Source organism: Nitratireductor aquibiodomus (assembly GCF_900105565.1).
Taxonomy (GTDB): Bacteria; Pseudomonadota; Alphaproteobacteria; order Rhizobiales; family Rhizobiaceae; genus Nitratireductor; species Nitratireductor aquibiodomus.
In genome coordinates this window covers 38248-60096 of sequence record NZ_FNSL01000002.1, presented here as the reverse complement: position 1 = coordinate 60096, position 21849 = coordinate 38248, and the positions used below count along the sequence as shown (strand labels likewise).

General features: G+C 61.5%; 20 protein-coding genes. 13 read left to right on the top strand and 7 right to left on the bottom strand.

The genetic code is table 11. The features are described 5' to 3' along the window. Positions 1–2 precede the first annotated feature (2 nt). The 6 genes from BLW55_RS19430 to BLW55_RS19405 all read left to right on the top strand — a co-directional run bounded on the left by BLW55_RS19430 (position 3) and on the right by BLW55_RS19405 (position 7544). Positions 3–2399: an aldehyde dehydrogenase family protein gene (locus tag BLW55_RS19430; RefSeq protein ID WP_177175148.1), complete on the top strand. Its 2397-nt coding sequence runs from the start codon at positions 3–5 to the stop codon at positions 2397–2399. Between the two features lie 212 nt (positions 2400–2611). Continuing rightward, a complete protein-coding gene (locus BLW55_RS19425) occupies positions 2612–4126 on the top strand; it encodes an ABC transporter substrate-binding protein (protein ID WP_090330093.1) in 1515 nt (504 codons plus the stop codon). Positions 4127–4199: 73 nt separating this feature from the next. Then, positions 4200–5150 (top strand): ABC transporter permease, encoded by a 951-nt coding sequence (locus BLW55_RS19420; protein ID WP_025029367.1) that lies wholly within the window; start codon positions 4200–4202, stop codon positions 5148–5150. Continuing rightward, positions 5147–5998, top strand: coding sequence for an ABC transporter permease (locus BLW55_RS19415; protein ID WP_025029366.1), 852 nt, complete (start codon positions 5147–5149; stop codon positions 5996–5998). The genes BLW55_RS19420 and BLW55_RS19415 overlap by 4 nt, the downstream gene beginning before the upstream one ends. Further along, positions 5995–6801 (top strand): ATP-binding cassette domain-containing protein, encoded by an 807-nt coding sequence (locus BLW55_RS19410; RefSeq protein WP_025029365.1) that lies wholly within the window; start codon positions 5995–5997, stop codon positions 6799–6801. Before BLW55_RS19415 ends, BLW55_RS19410 begins: the two co-directional genes overlap by 4 nt. Next, the gene (locus tag BLW55_RS19405; protein ID WP_025029364.1) at positions 6798–7544 is read left to right on the top strand and encodes an ABC transporter ATP-binding protein; all 747 of its coding nucleotides are present in this window, start codon (positions 6798–6800) and stop codon (positions 7542–7544) included. Before BLW55_RS19410 ends, BLW55_RS19405 begins: the two co-directional genes overlap by 4 nt. Before the next feature lie 21 nt (positions 7545–7565). Here the strand turns inward: BLW55_RS19405 and BLW55_RS19400 are convergent, their stop codons facing one another. The 7 genes from BLW55_RS19400 to BLW55_RS19370 form a co-directional block, all read right to left on the bottom strand. After that, positions 7566–8423 (bottom strand): endonuclease/exonuclease/phosphatase family protein, encoded by an 858-nt coding sequence (locus tag BLW55_RS19400; protein ID WP_090330092.1) that lies wholly within the window; start codon positions 8421–8423, stop codon positions 7566–7568. Next, positions 8420–9589 (bottom strand): sn-glycerol-3-phosphate ABC transporter ATP-binding protein UgpC, encoded by a 1170-nt coding sequence (ugpC, locus tag BLW55_RS19395; protein ID WP_090330091.1) that lies wholly within the window; start codon positions 9587–9589, stop codon positions 8420–8422. The genes BLW55_RS19400 and ugpC overlap by 4 nt, the downstream gene beginning before the upstream one ends. A gap of 20 nt (positions 9590–9609) precedes the next feature. Then, positions 9610–10527, bottom strand: coding sequence for an ABC transporter permease subunit (locus tag BLW55_RS19390; protein WP_090330090.1), 918 nt, complete (start codon positions 10525–10527; stop codon positions 9610–9612). Positions 10528–10537: 10 nt separating this feature from the next. Continuing rightward, positions 10538–11422, bottom strand: a complete 885-nt coding sequence (locus BLW55_RS19385) for an ABC transporter permease subunit (protein ID WP_090330089.1) — start codon at positions 11420–11422, stop codon at positions 10538–10540. 95 nt (positions 11423–11517) lie between these two features. Continuing rightward, the gene (locus BLW55_RS19380) at positions 11518–12846 is read right to left on the bottom strand and encodes an extracellular solute-binding protein (protein ID WP_090330088.1); all 1329 of its coding nucleotides are present in this window, start codon (positions 12844–12846) and stop codon (positions 11518–11520) included. A 128-nt stretch (positions 12847–12974) separates the two neighbouring features. Next, positions 12975–13823, bottom strand: a complete 849-nt coding sequence (locus BLW55_RS19375) for a metallophosphoesterase (protein WP_025029360.1) — start codon at positions 13821–13823, stop codon at positions 12975–12977. A gap of 148 nt (positions 13824–13971) precedes the next feature. Continuing rightward, a complete protein-coding gene (locus BLW55_RS19370; RefSeq protein ID WP_025029359.1) occupies positions 13972–14865 on the bottom strand; it encodes a helix-turn-helix domain-containing protein in 894 nt (297 codons plus the stop codon). Positions 14866–15075: 210 nt separating this feature from the next. Here BLW55_RS19370 and BLW55_RS19365 point away from each other — a divergent pair, with 210 nt between their 5' ends. From BLW55_RS19365 to BLW55_RS19335, 7 genes are all read left to right on the top strand, one after another. Then, on the top strand, positions 15076–16101 hold the full coding sequence (locus BLW55_RS19365) for a TRAP transporter substrate-binding protein (RefSeq protein ID WP_007010752.1): 1026 nt from the start codon (positions 15076–15078) through the stop codon (positions 16099–16101). A gap of 94 nt (positions 16102–16195) precedes the next feature. Beyond that, positions 16196–16696 carry a TRAP transporter small permease gene (locus BLW55_RS19360; protein WP_090330087.1) on the top strand — a complete coding sequence of 167 codons (501 nt, stop codon included), beginning with the start codon at positions 16196–16198 and terminating at the stop codon, positions 16694–16696. Further along, positions 16693–17979: a TRAP transporter large permease gene (locus tag BLW55_RS19355; protein ID WP_090330086.1), complete on the top strand. Its 1287-nt coding sequence runs from the start codon at positions 16693–16695 to the stop codon at positions 17977–17979. The genes BLW55_RS19360 and BLW55_RS19355 overlap by 4 nt, the downstream gene beginning before the upstream one ends. A 26-nt stretch (positions 17980–18005) precedes the next feature. Continuing rightward, positions 18006–18824, top strand: coding sequence for a dihydroorotate dehydrogenase electron transfer subunit (locus tag BLW55_RS19350; RefSeq protein ID WP_090330085.1), 819 nt, complete (start codon positions 18006–18008; stop codon positions 18822–18824). Beyond that, positions 18818–19762: a dihydroorotate dehydrogenase gene (locus BLW55_RS19345; protein ID WP_090330084.1), complete on the top strand. Its 945-nt coding sequence runs from the start codon at positions 18818–18820 to the stop codon at positions 19760–19762. Before BLW55_RS19350 ends, BLW55_RS19345 begins: the two co-directional genes overlap by 7 nt. Beyond that, on the top strand, positions 19759–21042 hold the full coding sequence (locus BLW55_RS19340) for a Zn-dependent hydrolase (RefSeq protein ID WP_090330083.1): 1284 nt from the start codon (positions 19759–19761) through the stop codon (positions 21040–21042). Before BLW55_RS19345 ends, BLW55_RS19340 begins: the two co-directional genes overlap by 4 nt. 101 nt (positions 21043–21143) lie before the next feature. Next, positions 21144–21839, top strand: coding sequence for an orotate phosphoribosyltransferase (locus BLW55_RS19335; RefSeq protein WP_025029353.1), 696 nt, complete (start codon positions 21144–21146; stop codon positions 21837–21839). Positions 21840–21849 lie beyond the last annotated feature (10 nt).

Sequence of the window (21849 nt, the reverse complement as noted above, 5' to 3'; positions counted from 1 at the left end):
ACATGTCTTCCATCAAGGATATTCTGAGCACCATGGAATACGGCCCCTCTCCGGAAGCCAATGGCGATGTTGTTGCGTGGCTCGACGCCCATGGCCGCTCCTTCGGTCATTTCATCGATGGACGGTTTGTCAAACCGAAGGGCGCGCGCCAGATTGTCGTGTCCAATCCGTCGGACGGATCGCAGCTGGCCGAAATCGCCTGCGGAACGGCAGAGGACGTGGACGCGGCGGTAAAGGCCGCTCGCGCTGCCTTTGGCAAGTGGTCCAAGCTTTCCGGCCATGAACGCGCCAAATATCTCTACGCCATTGCCCGCCATGTGCAGAAGCGCTCGCGTTTTCTGGCTGTGCTTGAGACCATGGACAATGGCAAGCCGGTGCGCGAAACGCGCGACATCGATATTCCGCTGGTCGCCCGCCACTTCTATCATCACGCTGGCTGGGCCGAGATGGTGGAAGACGAGTTCCGCGGCTTCTCGCCGGTGGGCGTTTGCGGGCAGGTGATCCCGTGGAACTTCCCGCTGCTGATGCTCGCATGGAAGATCGCGCCGGCGCTGGCCGCCGGCAACACGGTGGTGCTGAAACCCGCCGACCTGACACCGCTGACGGCTGTCGCCTTTGCGGAAATCTGCCATGAGGTGGGTCTGCCCGCCGGTGTGGTCAACATCGTTCAGGGCGACGGCGCGACGGGCGCTGCCATCTGCGGCCATGAGGGCGTCGACAAGGTGGCCTTCACCGGCTCCACGCAGGTGGGCCGCGTCATCCGCGAGCAGATTGCCGGTTCCGGCAAGAAGCTGTCGCTGGAACTGGGCGGCAAATCGCCCTTCATCGTGTTCGAGGACGCCGATATCGATGCGGCTGTCGAGGGCGTGGTGGACGCGATCTGGTTCAACCAAGGCGAGGTGTGCTGCGCGGGATCGCGCCTGATCGTGCAGGAAGGGATTGCCGAGCGCTTCCATGCCAAGCTGAAGGCGCGTCTTGAAACGCTGCGCGTCGGCGACCCGCTCGACAAGTCCACCGATGTGGGCGCCATCGTTTCGCCGGTTCAGGTGGAGCGGATTTCCGCGCTGGTGGCAAAGGGTGTGGAGGAAGGCGGTCAGCTCTGGCAGGCTTCCGCGCCGTTGCCTGAAAAGGGCAACTACATTGCGCCCGGCTTCTTCACCGATGTCGAAGCCGCCGCGACCGTCTGCCAGGTGGAAATCTTCGGTCCCATCGCCGCTTCCATGACCTTCCGCACACCGGACGAGGCCGCTGCACTCGCAAACAACAGCCGCTACGGGCTGGCCGCCTCCGTCTGGTCGGAAAACATCAATGTGGCGCTCGATCTTGCCGCGCGGGTGAAGGCCGGCGTTGTCTGGATCAACTGCACCAACATGCTCGATGCGGGCGCCGGCTTCGGCGGCTATCGCGAGAGCGGTTTCGGTCGCGAGGGCGCGCGTGAGGGGCTTTACGAATATCTCGCTGCCGATTGGGAGAAGAAGCTTTCCGCTCCCAAGGCATCGGAAGCCTTCGTACCCGCAGCCTCTCCGGCGGGTGAGGGCAAGGTTCTGGTCGAGGGCATCGACCGGACCATGAAGAACTATATCGGCGGCAAGCAGGCAAGGCCCGATGGCGGCTATGTCTATTCGGTTGCCGGCAAGGGCGGCGTGCTGATCGGGCAGGCCGGCATCGGCAATCGCAAGGACATCCGCAACGCGGTCGAGGCAGCGGCGAAGGCCGGTGGCTGGGGCGGCGCGACCGGTCATAACCGCGCTCAGGTGCTCTATTATCTGGGTGAGAACCTGGAGGCGCGGCGCGCGGGCATGGAAGCCCATCTGTGCGAGAGCACGGGCATGAGCGCGAAGAAGGCGGCCGAAGAGTTCGACACCGCGCTGCGCCGAATCTTCTATTACGCGGCACAGGCCGACAAGTTCGACGGGGCGGTGCACTCCACCCAGTCGCGCCATGTGACGCTTGCCATGAACGAGCCCTTTGGCGTGATGGGCATTGCCTGTCCGGACGAGGCCCCACTTCTGTCTCTGGTTTCGCTGGTGCTGCCGGCCATCGCCATGGGCAACCGGGTCGTGGTCGTGCCGTCCGCACGTCACCCCTTGATCGCAGGCGATTTCTATCAGGTGCTCGACACGTCCGATGTGCCGGGTGGCGTCGTCAACATCGTCACCGGCGAGCGCGATCTTCTGGTGAAGACGCTGGCAGAACACGATGAGGTGGCCGCGCTCTGGTATTTCGGCTCGGCGGAAGGAAGCGCCTTGGTTGAGAAGGCATCGGCTGGGAACCTGAAGGCAACCTGGGTCAACAATGGCCGCATGCCGAACTGGCTCGATGATGCCGAGGGACGCGGGCGGGACTATCTGCGGCGTGCCGTTCAGGTGAAGAACATTTGGGTTCCCTACGGCGCCTGACGCGCGTCTTGTGTTCTACGAATTAGCGTTCTGAAGGAATAGATTTCGCACCGGCCTGGCAGATATGCTGGTCCGATGCGAACATTTTGCTCTTTTCGGGATTCAATTGTCTCGCGGTCTTCGTGTTTGCCGGTTAGATTAGCCACGAAACCCGGATCCCCGGCCGTGTGCCGGGTGACCGCGCGGTTTGGAATTCGCAAAGGACAAGCAAGATGACAGCATCGCTGATAAAGACGGGTCTGGGCCTTCGCAGCCTGACGTTAAGTGTGGCGTTCTCCATTGTTGGCGCGACCGGCGCCATGGCGCAGGACAATGCAGATCCTTCCGCCGTCATTCGCATCGGCTCGCTCTATGAGCCGCAGAATCTCGACAACACGGCGGGTGCCGGGCAGGGCATCAACGAGGCCTTCAACGGCAATGTCTATGAGGGGCTGTTTCAGCTCACCGACGATGGCGACGTGGTGGAGAAGCTGGTCTCCGGTTTCGAGATGAGCGAGGACGGTCTCACCTACACCTTCACGCTGCAGCCGGACGTCACATTCCACTCGGGCGACCCGTTGACGGCGGCCGATGTGAAGCACAGCATCGAGCGCGTGACCGCCGAGACCTCGCAGAGCTCGCGCAAGCGCAGCCTGGCGAACATCGAGAGCGTGGAGGCGAAGGACGACAGCACGGTCGTCGTCACGCTCAAGGAACGGTCCATCTCGCTGCCCTACAATCTGACCTATGTCTGGATCGTCAACGATGCCGCCGAGGACCTGACCTCCGGCGAGGACGGCACCGGCCCCTACAAACTCGACAACTGGCGGCGCGGCTCCAGCATCACGCTTTCGCCCTATGAAAACTACTGGGGTGAGAAGCCGAAGAATAGCGGCGTGACCTTCTCCTATTTCAAGGAGGCGACCGCCCTCAACAACGCGCTTCTGACCGGCGCTGTAGACATCATCACCAGCGTACAGAGCCCCGATTCCCTGATGCAGTTTCAGGACAATCCTTCCTTTGTGGTGACCGATGGCCAGTCCACCACCAAGGAAGTGCTCGCCTATAACGACCGCGTCGCCCCATTCGACAATGTGAAGGTGCGCAAGGCCGTTGCCCGCGCCATCGACCGCAAGCGCCTGCTGAACTCCATCTGGGGCGATTACGGCACGCTGATCGGCTCCTTCGTTCCGCCGACGGACCCGTGGTATGTCGACCTGAACGATGTCGACGCCTATGACCCGGAAAGCGCCAAGGCGCTGCTGGCCGAAGCCGGCTATGCGGACGGTTTCACCTTCACGCTCGACACGCCGAACTACGACCCGCATCCGATCGTCGCCCAGTTCCTCCAGAACGAGCTGGCCAAGGTCGGCATCAAAGTGGAGATCAACATCATCACCGCGAATGAGTGGTACACGAAGATCTACCAGGCGCAGGATTTCCAGGCGACGCTGCAGGAGCACGTGAACCACCGCGACATCGTGTTCTACGGCAATCCCAATTTCTACTGGGGTTACAACAACCCGCAAGTGGTGGAATTGATTGCATCGGCCGAGGCGGGCAGCTCGGAAGCGGAGCGCGATGAGAAACTCAAGGAGGCGAACCGCCTTATCGCCGAGGATGCCGCCAGCGGATGGCTTTATCTCTATCCGCAGATTGTGGTATCGACCGCGTCGGTCAGTGGCTATCCGGTCAATGGCCTGAACTCGCAGTTCTTCGCGTACGATATCGTCAAGCAGGCTCAGTAACCGATCCGGCGAGCCGCCATACGGTTCCACATCGCGTGGAACTGTCCTGAGGGAGGTTCCGATCCTCGTTTACATCGCCCGGCGGCTCGCCATTCTGTTTTTCTCGCTTCTGGCGGCCTGTGTGGTTCTGTTCATACTGCTCAGGCTCCTGCCCGGTGATCCGGCCAATTCGCTGATCTCCGTTGGCGCCGACGAAGCGCAGATCGCGGCCGCGCGGCGGCAGGTCGGTTCCGATCTGCCGCTCGCCCAGCAATTTCTCCAGTTCATCACCAGTCTGGCGCGTTTCGATCTCGGCACGTCCTTTATCAGCCGCACGCCGGTGCTGCCCGAGATCATGGACCGTCTCGCCGTTACGCTGCCGCTGACCGTGCTGTCGTTCCTGCTGGCGCTGGTAATCGCCGTGCCGCTTGGCATTCTTTCGGCAGTCAAGGCCGACCGCTGGTATGGCGCGGCCATCTCGGTTGTCTCGCAGCTCGGCATCGCCATCCCCGTTTTCTGGGTGGGCATTCTTCTGGTCACGCTGTTTGCCGTCAATCTGCGCCTCTTTCCCTCCGGCGGCTTTCCGCCGCGCGGGTGGGGCGCGCCGGTCGAGGCGCTGCGCACGCTGTTTCTGCCGATCCTCACCATCGCCATCGTGATGTCCGCCTCGCTTCTGCGCTATGTGCGCTCGGCCACGCAGGATGTGCTGGGCAGCGACTATCTGCGCACGGCGCGCGCGCTTGGCGCAGGCTTTTCCGAAGCGCTGGTGCGCCACGGCATCCGCAACGGCGCGGTGCCGGTGATGTCGATTCTCGGCATCGAGCTTGCAACCGCCCTTCTGGGCGCGGTGGTGGTTGAACGGGTGTTCAACCTGCCGGGGCTCGGCTCCATGCTGCTGCTTGCCATCGAGCAGCGCGATTATCCGAACATTCAGGGCGTTCTCTTCATCTCCACGCTGCTGGTTCTCCTGATCGGTTTCCTTGCCGATCTCGGCCAGCGGCTGGTCGATCCGAGGCTGCGTGAGAGCCGGGGAGCGCGGTCATGAGTGGGCAGGTGGAAACGGCGACAATGCCGAACAGGCGCGGTTCCCTCACGCTTACTGTCGGGCTGGTTCTCGTCGGACTTCATGTGGCGGTCGCGCTGCTGACACTGATGTGGACGCCCTACGACCCCACGGGCATGTCCGGCGGGCGGCTTGAAGCGCCGTCGCTTGCCCACTGGGCCGGCACGGATCGTCTTGGCCGCGATCTCTTCACGCAGATCATGATCGGCTCGCGCATCGCTCTGATCGTCGGTTTCGGTGCGGTGGCCATCGCGGCCACGATCGGTGTGACGCTTGGCGTTCTGTCGGCTTTTGCCACGCGTTATCTGGATGACATTCTGGCTGCCGCCTTCGACATTCTGATCGCCTTCCCGACGCTGCTTCTGGCCATGCTGGTGGTCGCGGCAACCGAGAGCGCGAGCCTGTTTTCCGCCACGCTGGCGCTGGGCATCGCCATCTCGGCCATCGTCGCGCGGCTGACCCGCATTCTCGCCAAGCGCATCCTGTCGATGGATTACATCACCGCGGCGCGCACGGCCGGGGCCTCCTGGCCAAGCATCGTCTTCCGCCATCTCCTGCCCAATATCTGGCCCATGCTGGCGGTGAATTTCGCATTGCAGTTCGGCCTCGCCGTCATTGCGGAGGCTTCGCTCTCCTATCTCGGTCTCGGCGCACCGCCGCCCAACGCCTCGTGGGGACGTCTCCTTCAGGAGGCGCAAGGCACCGTCTACACCGCGCCCTTCGGCGCAATCGCGCCGGGCATCGCGCTTGTCACGCTGGTGATTGGCATGAACCTTCTGGCCGATGGCCTGCGCGACGCGGGCGACCCGACCCGGAGGGGCCGGCAATGAGCCTTCTCGATATTCGCGGCCTGACGCTGAGCACTGGCGGTCAGACACTGGTTTCCGATGTCTCCTTTTCCATCGCGCCGGGTGAACGGCTCGGCCTGATCGGCGAATCCGGCTCCGGCAAATCGCTCACCGCACTTGCCACCATTGGCCTTCTGCCGCGTGGGTTCCGGGTTCAAGGCTCCATCAAACTCGATGGTCACGAGGTCGTGGGAGCATCCGAAAGCGCGATGATCGCCCTGCGTGGTGCGACGGCGGCCACCGTGTTTCAGGAGCCGCTTACCGCGCTCAACCCCTTGATGAAGGTGGGGAAGCAGGTTGCCGAGCCGGTTGTCCGCAGGCATCGCCGCGCCGGCGAAACGGTTGATCGCGCAGCCGTCGCACGCGAGGTGCATTCGCTTCTCGAACGTGTTTCATTGCCGGACATCGACCGGATCGTAAAATCCTACCCTTACGAGATTTCCGGTGGGCAGCGGCAGCGCGTGGCCATTGCCATGGCGCTCGCCTGCCGTCCGAAACTGCTGATCGCGGACGAACCCACCACGGCGCTCGACGTCACCACGCAGGTGGAAATCCTCGATCTTCTCTCGGGTCTCGTTCGCGAGGACGACATGGCGCTTCTCTTCATCAGCCACGATCTTCCGGTGGTGGCGCGCGTGACGGAAAACGTTGTCGTGTTGCGCCGTGGCGAGGTGATCGAGCGCGGGCAGGTTCACGCGGTGTTCGATGAACCGAAACACGAATACACGCGTTCTCTGGTCGATGCGGCCACCGCGTTCGACAAGGCGCTGGGGCCTGCAAGATGAGCCTGATTTCACTCGACAATGTGGCCTTTGGCTACTCACGCAAACAGCAGGTTCTGCACGATGTCTCGTTCAACCTGCGCTCCGGCGTGAATGTTGGGCTGGTGGGGGAGTCCGGCTCCGGCAAATCCACGATCCTGAAGCTTCTGCTCGGTCTGGCACGTCCGACCGGCGGGCGAATTCAATTCGGCGACGCCGAACTCAACCCCGGCGACCGCGCCTTCATGCGCGATTACCGCAGGGCGGTTCAGGCTGTCTTTCAGGATCCCTATTCCTCGCTCGACCCGCGCCAGAAGGTGCAGTCGATCATCGCCGAGCCGTTGCGGGCGCTGCGCATTCCCGGGTCTCATCAGGAGGCGGTTGAAAAGGCGATCCACGATGTCGGCCTGCCGGTGGACGCCATCGACCGCTATCCGCATGAATTCTCCGGCGGTCAACGCCAGCGCATTGCCATTGCGCGCGCCATCGTCGCGCGGCCGCAACTCATTCTGGCGGACGAGGCGGTGAGCGCGCTCGACCTGTCGACGCGGGCCCGTATTGTCGATCTTCTCAAGGCGCTGTCGGAAGAGATGACGATCCTGCTTGTCTCGCACGATCTGGCCGTTGTCGCGGCGCTTTGCGAGGAGATCGTCATTCTGGAAAAGGGGAAGGTCGTCGAAAGCGGCAGGACCGCCGACATTCTTGCAAACCCCGCGCATCCCTACACGCAGAAACTTCTGGCGAGCGTGCCGCGAATGCCGGCCTGAGGCCGGCACCCGCAGTAAAAACTAGAGTTCGATCTCAACCCATAGCGGCTGATGGTCCGAGCCCTGCGCATCCATGTCGATCCATGCACGTTTCACGCTGCCGGCCATGTTGCTGCTAACCACGCAATGGTCGATGCGCTCGCCCGAGCCGATGAAGCTCACGCCTTCGTCCTCGTCATTGCCTGCAGCCACCCATGCGTCGGTGAAACCGCCGTCCTGCACGAGGCGGCCATGCTTCTCCACGCGGTCGCCAATCAGCAACGCGTATTCCTCGCTGTCGGGCGTGAAGTTGAAGTCGCCCATCACGATTGTGCGGCCGGGCACGGGCGGCGGCGGGATTTCATACCAGTCGCCGGCGATGTTTCCGCCCCATGCCGAACCACGATGCGACGCGTTGAGGAGAAGGTCCATCGCCTGATGCACCTGTGGCAGTCGCGTCTGCGGGCCGATGTGATCGAAATGCACGGAGCAGAAACGCAGTGGCCTCATATCCGTGTCCACCACGGTTTCGATCATGGCGCGTTGCTGGTGATACTGGTTCACCAAAGCCATCTTCGGCAGAAGATGGTTCATGGATGAGAGGATAGGCCAGCGCGACAACACCATGTTGCCGACCTGCCGGCGACGATGCGTGACCGTGCCGTCATCGCCCACGATGGAGGCGTCGATATCGATGCCCGGTCCATAGACCCAGTGATAATCGGGCAGGCGTGCGCCGATCTCGCGCGCCTGATGAACGAGGCCGGTGCGCGGGAAATGGGTTTCCACTTCCTGCAGGGCGATCAGGTCCGCGCCCTCGATTTCCGAGACGATACGGTCGATGTCGAACTGTTCGTCCTTGCCCTTGGAATACTGGATGTTGTAGCTGACGAGCTTCATTGAATGGCTCCGGAAACGGTGAGGTCGCTGGTCTTCTGGAAGGTTGCGGGCAGGGCACCTGTCTGGCCGGCTTTCGTGCCTGCGCCCGCGATGCGTTTTTCGGTGGTAGGGTCGAAGAGATGCACGCTTTCCGCCGTTATCGAGAGCGAGCAGGGTGTGCCTGGTGCCGGGTGCTTGCGCCCTGCGGAGTGCAGCACGAAGTCGCGCCCAGCGAGACGGCCATGCATCAATCGGCCACTGCCCTGCTCTTCGGAGAAGTCGAAAGCGACGGTCAGAAGGTTCGGGTCGTTGGCTTCGGGTGCGATCTTCAGGTCTTCCGGCCGCAGCCCGACGATCACCGACTGGCCGGCGATGCTCCTGCCGATATTGGGGTCTATCGGCAGGCGGAAGCTGGTGTTGTCGATCACCGCGAAGGTGCCGTCCTCGGACACGCCGCAGGGCAGGAAGTTCATGGCAGGCGAACCGATGAAACCGCCGACATAGACGCTTGCAGGCGCATGATAGACTTCTTCCGGCGTGCCGACCTGCTCGATCCGGCCCCCGTTCATCACCACAAGACGGTCGGCGAGCGACATGGCTTCCACCTGATCGTGTGTCACGAAGACGGAAGTGGCCTTGAGCGCGCGGTGAAGGCGGCGGATTTCAAGACGCATCTGTACACGCAGCTTGGCGTCGAGGTTGGAGAGCGGCTCGTCGAACAGGAACACTTTGGGCTCGCGCACGATGGCGCGGCCCATGGCGACGCGCTGGCGCTGCCCGCCCGAAAGCTGTGCCGGCTTGCGGTCGAGGAGCTGGTCGAGGCCGAGGCTCTTTGCTGTGGCTTCCACCTTCTGCATCCGTTCGGCCTTTCGCATGCCGCCAACCTTCAGCGCATAGCCGATGTTCTGCGCCACGGTCATGTGCGGGTAGAGCGCGTAGTTCTGGAACACCATGGCGCAGCCGCGCTCGCGCGGTTCGAGCCGGTTCACAACCGTGTTCTCGATGGCGATCTCGCCAGCGCTGATTTCCTCAAGCCCCGCGATCATGCGCAGAAGCGTGGACTTGCCGCAGCCCGAAGGGCCGAGAATGACGATGAACTCGCCATTGCGGATATCGAGGTCGACACCGTGGACGACCTGGTTTTTCCCGTAGAATTTCTCGACTTTGCGAATGTTGATATCGGCCATGACGACAGCCTTTCCTAACGTTATTTTTCGGTGCTGATGAGGCCGCGCACGAACCAGCGTTGCATCAGGACAACGACGAGCAGCGGCGGCAGCATGACGATGAGTGTGCCGGCCATGGCGACGTTCCAGTCGGCAATGGCGTCAGGGCCGGGGATGAGACGGCGCAACTCCATCACCACAGTGGAGTAGTTGGCCCGGTCGGTGATGATGAGCAGTGGCCAGAGATACTGGTTCCACGCATAGACGAACATGATGGTGGCAAGGGCCGCGATGTTGGTGCGCGACAGCGGCAGAAGCACTTCGATGAAGAAGCGGAAGGGGCCGGAGCCGTCCATCTTGGCCGCCTCCACCAGTTCGTCGGGAATGGTGAGGAAGAACTGGCGGTAGAGGAATGTGCCGGTGGCCGTGGCCACCAGTGGCAGGATCAGACCGGTGTAGGAGTTCAGCATGTTCCATTCGAGCGAGAGCTCGACGCCGGAGATTTGCGCGATGAGCCAGCTTATGCCCGTTGCATCGAGAATGGTCTGGAACGGGTAAAGCGCGTTGGCGGCCACCGAGTAGGTGGGCACGATGCGCACTTCCAGCGGCAACATCAGGGTGATGAAGATCACCCAGAAACACACCATGCGCAGGCGGTAGTTGAAGAACACGATGGAGAAGGCGCTGATGGCCGAGATGATCACCTTGCCGATCACGACGGCGATGGCGACGATCATGGAATTCATGAACTTCACGCCGAATTCGGCACGGGTCCATGCGGCGGTGAGGTTGGTCCACAATTCGCCGCCAGGCAGGTAATGCACGTCCGGCGAGTTGACCTCGGCGACCGTCAGCGTGGCGGCGACAAAGGCCATCCAGATCGGCACGACAAGCAGAAGCGCGCCGAGGATCAGGATCGCGTGGGTGACAATGTTGAGGAGTGGGGTGCGTTCGATCATGGCTGGCTCCTCACGTGTAGTGCACGCGGCGTTCGATGAAGCGGAACTGGAAGAAGGTCATGAGGATGACGAGCCCCATGAGAACCAGTGATTGCGCAGCGGCACCGGAGTAATCGAGCCCCTGAAAGCCATCCACATAGATCTTGTAGACCATGAGCTCGGTGGCGCGGGCCGGACCGCCTTCGGTCAGAATGTCGACGATGCCGAAGGAGTCCGTGAAGGAATCCGTCATGTTGATGACCAGCAGGAAGAAGATGTTCGGCGCGAGCAGCGGAAGCTGCAGATCGACCATGCGGCGCATCACGCGCGCGCCGTCCATGGAGCCTGCCTCGATCAGCGAGCGCGGAATGGACTGGAGGCCGGCGAGAAAGAAGATGAAGGAATAGGAGACCTGTTTCCACGCCTGAGTGATGATGATCGCGGTCATGGCATCGACGCCGGAAAGCGCCGGGTTCCAGAGGCCGGGGGAAAGCGTGTTCAGATAGGCGAAGACGCCCGACTGCGGATTAAAAAGAAAGCGGAACGCGAGCGCGGCGGCTGGTGCCGCGATGGCATAGGGCCAGATCATGCCGACGCGAAAGAAGCGATAACCGCGTAACTGCCGGTCGGCAAAGAGCGCCAGTACCAGCGCCAGAGACATGGCAAGCCCGGTCGAAAGCACGGCAAAGACGATGCTGCGCCAGATCGAGGCCCAGTAGGTCTCGTCGGAGAAAACCGCCTTGAAGTTGTCGAGCCCGACCCACTGATTGCCGCCGCCGAAGGGTTGTTCAAGGGTGAAAGCCCAATACATGGCCTGGGATGCCGGCCAGTAGAAGAACACGAAGATGATCAACAACTGGGGGGCGATGAAGAGATAGGCCAGCCAGTTGGCTTTGAAATAAGCGCGCTTTTGCATGGACGTTCCGGGGGTTGCGAAGGTCGCTGGAGGTCGGGCTCAAATGGAACGCGCCACGGCCTGGATGAGCCGCGGCGCGCTGTTTCTGGCCTGCCTCAGGGAAGCGTCTTGCCGTTGTAGGTACGCTCGAACTTGCGCAGGATCGTGTTGGAACGCTTGGCTGCGTCGTCCAGTGCTTCCTGCGGGGTCTTCTGTCCGCTCAGGACTGCCTGCATCTGCGAGGTCCACTCGGCGCGAATCTGCACGAAATTGCCGAGACGGATGCCACGGGTCAGCGGGGTGACCGGCGAGTAGGTGAGCGATTCGATGGCTTTCTCGCGGCCCTTGTAGGGGCGTTCGTCGTAGAAGCCTTTTTTGACCAGATAGTCGAAGCCTTCATCGGTCACCGGAATGTAACCGGTAACGGTGCTCCAGAACTCTGCAGATTCGGGCTTGGCGAGGAATTGGAAATACTCGGCAGCGCCGCGATACTGTTCGTCGGTCTTGCCCGAGAGCGTCCAGAGCGATGCACCGCCCACGACCGAGTTCTTGCGCTCCGTGCCCTCGTAGACTGGCAACATGGCAACGTCCCAGAGGAAACCCTCGCCGACCTGCTCGGTGACGGCCTGGTGGCTTGCGATGGAACCGAAGTAGTGCGCGCACTCGCCCGCTGCAAAGGCATCACGCGTGGAAAGGCCGGTTTCGCGTGTCTTGATGAGAAGAAGGCCCTCATCGATCCAGCGCTTGATGTCTTTCATGTGCTTGGCATGAAGCGTGGTGTTGAACACGATTTCGGCGTCAAGGCCGTCATAGCCATTGTTCTTCGTGGCGATCGGCTCGCCATGGACCATGGAAAACTGTTCGAGATCGACCCAGGAAGACGGCGCGTAGCCAGCGGGGCAGGCGTTGCCGGCTTCCTTGAGCTCGCGGAGAACCTGCTCATATTCTTCCCAGGTCTTCGGCGCTTCGTCGCGGCCGATGGATTTGTATGCGTCTACATTCCAGTACATCATCGCCGTCGAGGAATTGAACGGCATGGACCAGAGGCGGCCCTGCGAATCCGCATAATAGTTGGCGATGCCGGGAAAGTAGGAATCCCAGTTGATGTCAAAGCCGTGGTCTTCCATCAGCTTGTAAGCCGGATAAACCTGCCCGGAGAGCATCAGGTCAGGTGCCGAGACCTCGACGCCCTGCACGATGGTCGGATGCTTCTTGGCGCGGAAAGCGGCGATGGTGTTCTGTAGAGCCGTGGCATAGTCGCCCTGGCTGACGCAGGAAATTTCGTATTTGTCCTGGGAGGCGTTGAAACGGTCGCAGGTGGCCTGGACCTGGTCGCCCAACTGGCCTGTCAGGCCATACCAGTATTCGAATTTCACCTTCTCGGCCATGGCTGACGTTGTCAGCGCCAGAAGCGCGAATGTGCTTGCGATGAGGGTTTTCTGCATCTTGGTTCTCTCAGATGGGAAAGGAGCGGTCGCCGGCTTCAGCACCGGTCGCGCCTTGGCTATCGGTGCGCCTTGACAGTCGGGTGACCGCAAAATGAAAGTTATTTGAAAGCTGTGGATCGACTTCTTTAGCCGGCCACTTTTTCGCGCTCAGCACCGTCGTCGGCGTGCCTGCGCCGTTTGCCGAACAGGCCGTCGGCCATTTCCGCGTGGCGGTGAATGTAGTCATGGAAATGCACGAGCGTGCTGTGCTCGTCAGCCAGAACCACGGCGTACTGAGCGGGGCCATCGAGCCGCAGCGGCTGGCCGGGCATGCCTGGCAGGTGCGCGTTGACATCGTAGTGGTTGCCCGAAATCGTGGTCAGCGGGATGCCGTGCCACAGGCCCGTTGTCTGGCGGTGCACATGGCCGGCGATAACCTGACGAATGTCGGGGTGCGTCTTCAGAACATCGCGGAAGCGGTCTGATTCCTGCAGCTTGATCTGGTCCACGGGCATGTGGAGATCGTTTGCATGGTGATGCATGACGATGATGACGGGCTGGTCCTTCGCCTCTTCGAGGCGTGCAGCGAGCCATGACAACCGCGTTTCGCACAGAACGCCGCTGACAATCTCCGGCTCGGAGGAATCGATGACGATGACGCGATAGCCCTTCACATCGATGGCCTTCTGGATATGGCCGTTCTCGTCGTCGTGCAGGGTGCCGAAGACCTGCTTGAAGCGATCGCGGTGATCGTGATTGCCGAGCGTGAGAACGACGGGCATGTTGAGCTGGTCGATCAACCGGTCAAGGATCTCATAGGCGGGCACTTCACCACGGTCGGCAAGGTCGCCGGCAAAGATGCAGAAATCTGCGTCGCCATGGTTGGTGTTGGCGCTGTCGATTGCCGCCTGAAGGCGCCTGGTCGTGTCCAGGCCGTTTGTGGCGACACCCTCGGGTGAAAGATGGATGTCGCTCATGACGATGAATTTCAGCATGACTGTCCCGCTTTTGTGTTGGGTCTTGATTCATGGGCCGGGTGGCCGATGAGCAGCGGGTATCATTGCTCTGTGTCGGGCAACTGACAGATTTGTTGCGGCTGCACGACAGTGCGTTGACTGGAGGCGCGGAACCGGAAGAGAGGCTTCAGGCTTCGGCTGGGATGGCGTATTTCTCGATCATGGTTTCGAGGTAGCTCGCCGCTTCATCGCCCTTGAGCGCATCGCCCCAGAGACCTTCGGCGATGTCTTCATGCAGTTTCATCGCTTCGGGAGCGGAGGTGATGAGCGCCACGCCAACGCGAATGTTCGGCTGTTCGCCGAGCCGGAACGGGCTGATCGCCAGAACCGAACGGTCCTGTTGGCGGAATATCTGGAAACTCGTAGCCGGGACGGGCTCGCGCACGATGCCGATCTGGATGCCGATGGGCTGTTCGCGCAGCATGGAGAGGATGTATTCGGCTTCACGTCGGGCTTGGAGGCGGCGTTTGTTCACCACGTCTGGCGGCAGGTCATGCCGGCCGATCAGACCGTGCAACAGGAACCCTTCGAGATCGGACGAGGCGATCAGGCTCACGATCAGTGGCCGGCGGAGGCGAAACGCTTTCTTGCGCGCACGCAGGATGTCGATCAGTGCATCCACCACCTCTCCGGCGCTGCCTTCGGGGTCGATTTCCGGCGGCACGGATTCGCGCAGCACTTCCTGCAGCGCGTCGTCATAAGCATCCGAGGTGAGAAGATAGGAGACAGGACTGAACAGGCCGATCACCTGCTGGCAGTCGTCTTCGAGTTGCCGCATGCGCTCGAAAAAGGCGATGGCGCTTGACACATACTCCACGCCGACGCCCATCAGGCTTGGCAGCGAAACGCCCAGCACATCGGCGATGCTGGTGAGCATCTCGATCTTCCGAATTTCGCCTTTTTCCGCGCGATAAAGCGCGGCACGCGAGATGCCGAGCTTTTCTGCCAGTTCATCGGGAGCAAGCCCCTTGCCGAGACGATACGCGCGCAGCCGGGCACCGATGTCGCTGAATCTGATCAAGTCGCCCTGTGACACGCTTTTTTCTCGCAAGTTCCCGTTCCTTCCGTTATCGGGTGCCCTGTATCGGCTTGTCAACGAAGATGCTCAAATAAGCGTTGAAAGCTCATAAATTGGACAAAAATACAGTTCGTCTCAATTTTGAGAATTTCGTTGACAGGCTTTTTCGGGGCTCGTAGTCTGCGTTTTCAAAAATGCAATGGAGGCGGAACAATGAAACATCTCATTCGTAAACTGGCTGCAACGACCGTGATGGGCGTGGCTGGCGCGGCATTCGCGACAGGCGTCTGGGCGGCGGATTTCGTGGCCAAGATCGGTCACCTAGAATCGGCGCAGCAGTCGCGTCACGTTCATCTTGAGAAGGTGGCCAAGCTGGTCAATGAGCGCACCGACGGTGCGGTTGAGTTTCAGCTCTTCCCGCAGGGCCAGCTCGGCCAGCAGCGCGAAATGACCGAGGGTGTCCAGCTTGGCACGCTAGAGGCAACGGTTGCTCCGGCTGCCTTCCTTGGCGGCTTCAACCCTGCCGTCTCCATTATGGACATCCCCTTCCTGCTTCCCGACAATGACGAGACCGCACAGAAGATCCGCGGCGGTGCATTCGGTGAGGCGCTCTGCGATTCCTTCAATTCGCGCGGCGTGACCTGCATCGGTCTGTGGCCGAACGGCAAGAAGAACTTCACCTCTTCCAAGCCGCTCGCAAGCCTTGACGACTTTGCCGGCCAGAAGTTCCGCGTGATGGATTCCAACATCCTGATCGAGCAGTTCAACTCGCTTGGCGCATCGGCCATCGCGCTGCCGTTCGGCGAGCTTTACACCGCGCTTCAGACCGGCGTTGTCGATGGCGAGGAAAACCCGCTCGACACGATCCAGCGCATGAAGTTCTACGAAGTGCAGAAGCACCTCGTGCTTTCCGATCATGGCGCGATGGAAGACGTGATCCTGTTCAATCCGGCCTGGTGGGCAAGCCTGCCTGAGGAGCACCAGAAAACCATCGTCGACACGTTCAACGAGGTCATTCCGGACCTGATCGCCCACAAGGCCGAGGCCGTTGCCGCAGCGCTTGAGGAGATCAAGGCTTCGGGCATCGACATTCGCGAGATGAGCGACGACGAGAAGGCCGCGTTCCGCGACAAGATGTATCCGGCTGGCCGCGACGCCTATGTAGAGCGCGCCGGCGAAGAGGGCGAAAACCTGATCGCCGTCTATGAGAAAGAGTACGAGGCGGCCACCGCGCAGTAAGCGCGAGCCTCTAACCAAACCGAAGCATTGACTTTCATATGCCGGGCTCCACCGTGAGCCCGGCAACGGTTCCCTTTTTCCAAGGAATGAGACCTTGAAAGCACTTGCCATCATCAGAACAGCCGAGCGCGCCGCAGCGGTCTCCATCTTCCTTGTCATGGTCGCGCTCTACTTCGCCAATGTGCTGGCGCGGCAGGTTGGCGGCACGTTCGCCTCCGAGTTCGCCTGGGTCGAGGAAGCCGTGCGGCTGATGAGCCTTTTCCTCGTCTTTCTCACGGTCGGTCTTGCCCTTGAGAAGGGGCGTCACGCCGGCGTTCACACCTGGCGCGACCGCATCGCGCGGGCTACGGGCCTGCCGCTCAGAAAGATCGTCGACGCGGTCGGCTTCGTGTTCTGCATCTATCTCGTCTGGCTCGGCTACCAGATGACCGCCTTCGTTTACGGCATGGGCCAGAAAAGCCCGACGCTGAACATCCCGGTCTTCTGGATCTATCTCGCGCCCACCATCGGTTTTGCGCTCATGGCGCTGCGCTTCGCGCTCAGCTTCTTCGGCCGCATCGATCGTTTTGCCGGACAGGCGTCGGAGGAACAATGATCCTTTTCGCACTCGTCATCATCGTCGCGGTCCTGCTGCTGGTTCTCGGTTTCGAGATGTTTCTCGTGCTGGGCGTGCCGGCGCTCATGATTAAGGAATTCTTCTATGGAAACCTCCCCGATCCGGTGGTGATCCAGAAGGTTCTCGGCGGCATCAACCACACGACGCTTCTGGCCATCCCCTTCTTCATTCTCGCTGCCGAGCTGATGGGCGAAGGGCAGATCGCGCGCCGCCTTACAGGTCTGGTCAAGGTGCTCGTCGGTCATTTGCGTGGCGGCATGGGCTACACCACAATCGGCGGTTCCATGGCGTTCGGCTCGGTTTCCGGGTCAGCTCCGGCCACGGTCGCGGCTATGGCGCGCATGGTCTATCCGGAAATGCGCAAGGCCGGTTTCAGCGACAAATTCTCGCTCGGCCTGATCGTTTCCAGCGCCGAGACGGCGCTGCTCATTCCGCCGTCCATCACTTTCATCATCTATGGCTGGATGACGGGCACCTCCGTTGCCAAGCTCTTTGTCGGTGGTCTTGCCGTGGGGCTGGTGCTTGGTCTCGCCTTCGCCATCATGGCGGCTCTCGAAGCGCGGCGCTCCGGCGTCGAGCGCGGGCCGCGCACAAGCTGGAAGGAGCGCGTTCTCGCAATACGCGACGCCGGCTGGGCGCTCGGCATGCCGATCATCATTCTTGGTGGCATCTACAGTGGCTATTTCACGCCGACCGAGGCGGCGGCTGTCAGTGTCGTCTACGCAATCTTTGTGGAAGGGGTGATCTTCCGCGAACTGACGCTGCGCAAGCTTTTCGCCGTCACCGAGCGTGCTGCGATCTCCACCGCGATCATCTTCATTCTGCTGGCGATGGGCGGGCTTCTTTCCTATTTCATCACGCTGGCGCAGGTGCCTTCGGCCATCACCGCTTTTCTTGAAGCGATCCATGCCGGGCCGATCATGTTTCTGCTGATCGTCAATGTCAGCTTCCTGATCGCGGGCATGTTCATCGACCCGAATTCAGCGCTGCTGATCCTCGTTCCGCCGCTTTATCCGGTGGCTCTGGCGCTCGGCATTGATCCCGTCCATTTCGGCATGATCGTCACGCTTAACATCTCCATAGGCATGATAACGCCGCCCTTCGGGCTCGACATCTTCGTGGCGTCCTCGACGCTCTCGAAGCCGGTTCTGACGATCATTTCGGGCCTCTGGCCCTTCATCATCGCGAACCTCATCGTGCTGGCGATCATCACCTATGTGCCGGACATTTCCACCTTCCTGCCCAACCTCGTGTTCGGCTGACGGGAATGCCAGAAAGGATTGAAACGATGGACGACGTGCCGTCAATCAAGGCTTTCGAGCTGCCACTCTCGGTCAAGAGCAATGAACCGGTCAATGGCGAATACCGTCTTCTGGTTCTTGCAGCGCCACACGACATATTGAAGCGTTGCCGTGCAGGGCAGTTCTTTCATCTCCTGTGCCCGCAGGCGGGTGGTGAGACGCCATATCTGCGCCGCCCGATGAGCATTTACGGCTTCTATCCCGATCGGGGAGAGCTGCATTTCCTCTACAAGGTGACGGGAGCTGGCACCCGCGCGCTGGCAACGCTGGCGCTGGGCGACAGGCTCAATGTGCTGGGGCCACTCGGCGAGCCCTTCACCATCGCCGACGACTGGCAGAACCTCGTTCTGGTGGCGCGCGGCGTCGGGCTTGCCACGCTTGCACCGCTGGCGCTGGAGGCCAACCGGCTTGGCCGCAAGCTCACGGCCATCTGTAGCGCGCGCCATCCCGATTATCTGATGTCGACGGATTATTTCGCGTCGCTGGGCGCAGACGTCATAACCCTGACCGATGCGGAAGGCACGTCCGATCTGGACAATCTCGAAAAGGTTATCGAGGGGTTGATCGCGGACGGGCGCGCCGACGCATTCTACACCTGCGGGTCCAACCGCATGCTCAGGCTGTTGCAGATCATCGGCGAACGCCGCGGCATTCCCGGCCAGATCGCGCTGGAACAGCAGATGGCCTGCGGCATCGGCATGTGCCATTGCTGCGTGCGCCCGTTCAATCGCGGCGACCGGCAGGTGCATCTGAGAGTATGTCGCGAAGGCCCCGTCTTCGACATGATGGAGGCGATTGCATGGTAGATCTTTCGGTCGATATTTCCGGGCTCAAGCTCAAGAACCCGATCATGCCGGCATCCGGCACCTTCTCCGAGGATCTGGCGGAGGTGTTTGATCTCGACCGGCTTGGCGCGCATGTGACGAAGACCATCACCCGTGGCTGGCGCGACGGCAACCCGACGCCGCGCGTCTGCGAGGTGAACGGATCGATGCTCAACTCCATCGGCATTCCGAGCAAGGGCGTCGGTGCCTTCATCGAAAAGGTCGTTCCGTTCTACGCGCATTACGAGACGCCGCTTGTGGTCTCCATTTCCGGCAACACGGCGGATGAATTTGCAACCCTGTGTTCCGAGGTGAGCGTTCCCGGCGTCGCGGCCATCGAAGTGAACATCTCGTGCCCGAACATCGAGGAAGACGGCAAGGCGTTCGCCATCCGCCCATCCTCCACCCATGACGTGATGCGCAAGCTGCGCGCGGCGACCGAGTTGCCGTTGTGGGCGAAGCTCACCCCCAATACGGGCGAGACCTCGGAAGTAGCGCGCGCCGCGGAAGAAGGTGGCGCCGATGCGCTGGTGGTGGCCAACACCATCCTGTCCATGGCCATCGACATCAACACACGTCGGCCCAAGCTCGGCAATCTCATGGGTGGCCTGTCGGGCCCCAGCCTGAAGCCCATTGCGCTGCGCATGGCCTATCAGTGTGCGCGGGCGACCGGCATTCCCGTCATCGGCTGCGGCGGCATTTCCACCGTTGAAGACGTGATCGAATATCTGATCGCCGGGGCGAGCGCTGTTCAGGTGGGAACGGCCACCTTCATTCATCCGACGATCATGCTGTCGCTGATCGATGGCCTGGAAGACTGGCTCGCCAATCAGGGGCTTTCCTCGGTGAAAGACTTGATCGGCACGGTGATCGACGGCGAACAGGACGAGGCCGTCGTCTTCATGGAAGCGGCGCCATGAACGCGCAACCCGCTCCTTTTGCCGATGTCCGGGCGCAGGATCACGCGCTGGCTGCGCGGCTGTTCGATGATGTTGCGCGCCTGTCGCCGGATGTGGAAGGCGTCAGTCGTCCGGCCTTTTCCGAGATCGAGACGCGGACGCTGAAATATCTGGAGGATGTGGCGAAGGCCGAGGGGCTGGCGGTCTGGTACGATGCAGGCTGTAACGCGCTTTTCTCGCTTCCGGAGGATCGCGATGCCGAACGTTTCGTCGTCGTCGGCTCGCATGTGGACAGCGTGCCTTTCGGCGGCAATTTCGACGGGCTGGCCGGTGTTGTCGCGGGGCTCATCTGCCTGATCCGCGCCCGGCGCGAGGGCCGCCGTTTTGCTAAACCGGTGCATGTGCTCGCCATGCGGGGCGAGGAAAGCGCGTGGTTCGGCCCGTGCTATATCGGCTCCAAAGCGCTGACAGGCACGCTCGCAAAGCCCGAGATCGAAGCGCGGCACAAGGGCGATGGCCGCACGCTGGAAGCGCATATGGCCGATATCGGCCTGCCGGTCGAAGACATTCGCGCGGGCAAGCCGCTGATGGATGTGAACCGCATCGAGGCCTATCTGGAACTCCACATCGAGCAGGGACCATTGCTGATCGGCAAGAACATTCCGGCAGCCGCTGTCTCGGGTATTCGCGGCAATATCCGCTACCGCTCGATCACCTGCCACGGCGAAGCCGGCCATTCCGGCGCGGTGCCCAAAGCCTACCGGCGCGATCCCGTTCTGGCGATGGCCGATCTTCTGGTGCGGCTCGACGAGAGCTGGACGACGATCCTCAACAAGGGCGACGATCTGGTGCTCACAAGCGGCATCGTGGCGACCGATCCGGAAAAACACGCCATGTCGCGCATTCCCGACAGCGTGTCCTTCAGCCTCGACATGCGCAGCCAGAAGCCGGAAACGCTGGACGACATGCGCGCGCTCTTGAAGAGCGAGATAAAGGAGATCGAACGCGACCGGCGGGTGCGGTTCGAGCTTGGCGAAGAGCTTCGTGTCGAACCGGCGCTGTGCGACAAGGGGCTCGTCGCAGGCCTCGAAGAGGCCATGCGCCAGGTCGGACAGGAGCCTTTCGTCATGCCGAGCGGCGGCGGGCACGACGCAGCCGTGTTTGCCGCCGCCGGCGTTCCTTCCGCCATGGTGTTCGTGCGCAATCGCAACGGCTCGCACAATCCTCAGGAAGCGATGGAGATCGACGATTTCCTTGCCGGTGTGGACATCCTTTCCGCCTTTCTTGCGAGGGCGGAGTAGGCGTGTGGTTTCTCCCGCACGCGAATCCCTGCATTGCCGGGCTGGCTCAGGCAGGAGATAGCTGTTAGCGAAAAGGCCCGATCAACGAACAGGACCACGATATGTTCTCCAACACCTTTCCCGATCAGACTGCCATTTCGCAGATGGTCGCCCGCATGCTTCTGGAGATCGAGGCGGTGCATTTTCGCGCCGAGCAGCCGTTCACCTTCACATCTGGTCTTGCAAGTCCGGTCTATATCGATTGCCGCAAGCTGATTTCCTATCCGCGCGTTCGCGCCGCGATCATGGATTTCGCGGCATCGATCATTTTCCGCAATGTCGGCTTCGAGCAGTTCGACGCCGTGGCGGGCGGCGAGACGGCGGGCATTCCCTTTGCCGCCTGGCTTGCCGAGCGCATGGGATTGCCCATGCAATATGTGCGCAAAAAGCCGAAAGGCTTTGGCCGCGATGCGCAGATCGAGGGCGCGTTGAACGAAGGCGCGCGTGTGCTTCTGGTCGAGGATCTGACCACCGACGGTGGCAGCAAGATCAAGTTCGCCGAAGCCGTGGCGCGCACCGGCGCGCAGGTCACCGACACGTTCGCTGTCTTCTACTATGATATCTTCCCCGACACGCCGAAGCGGCTTGAAGCCGCCGGCATGCGCCTGCATCATCTGGCCACCTGGTGGGATGTGCTCGCCGTCTGCAAGGAAGAAAACCGCTTTTCGCCGGAAACGATCGCTGAGGTCGAAAAATTCCTGAATGCGCCAACCGAATGGTCGGCGAACCATGGCGGCATTTCAGAACTGCCGCAGTAAATCCCAAAGG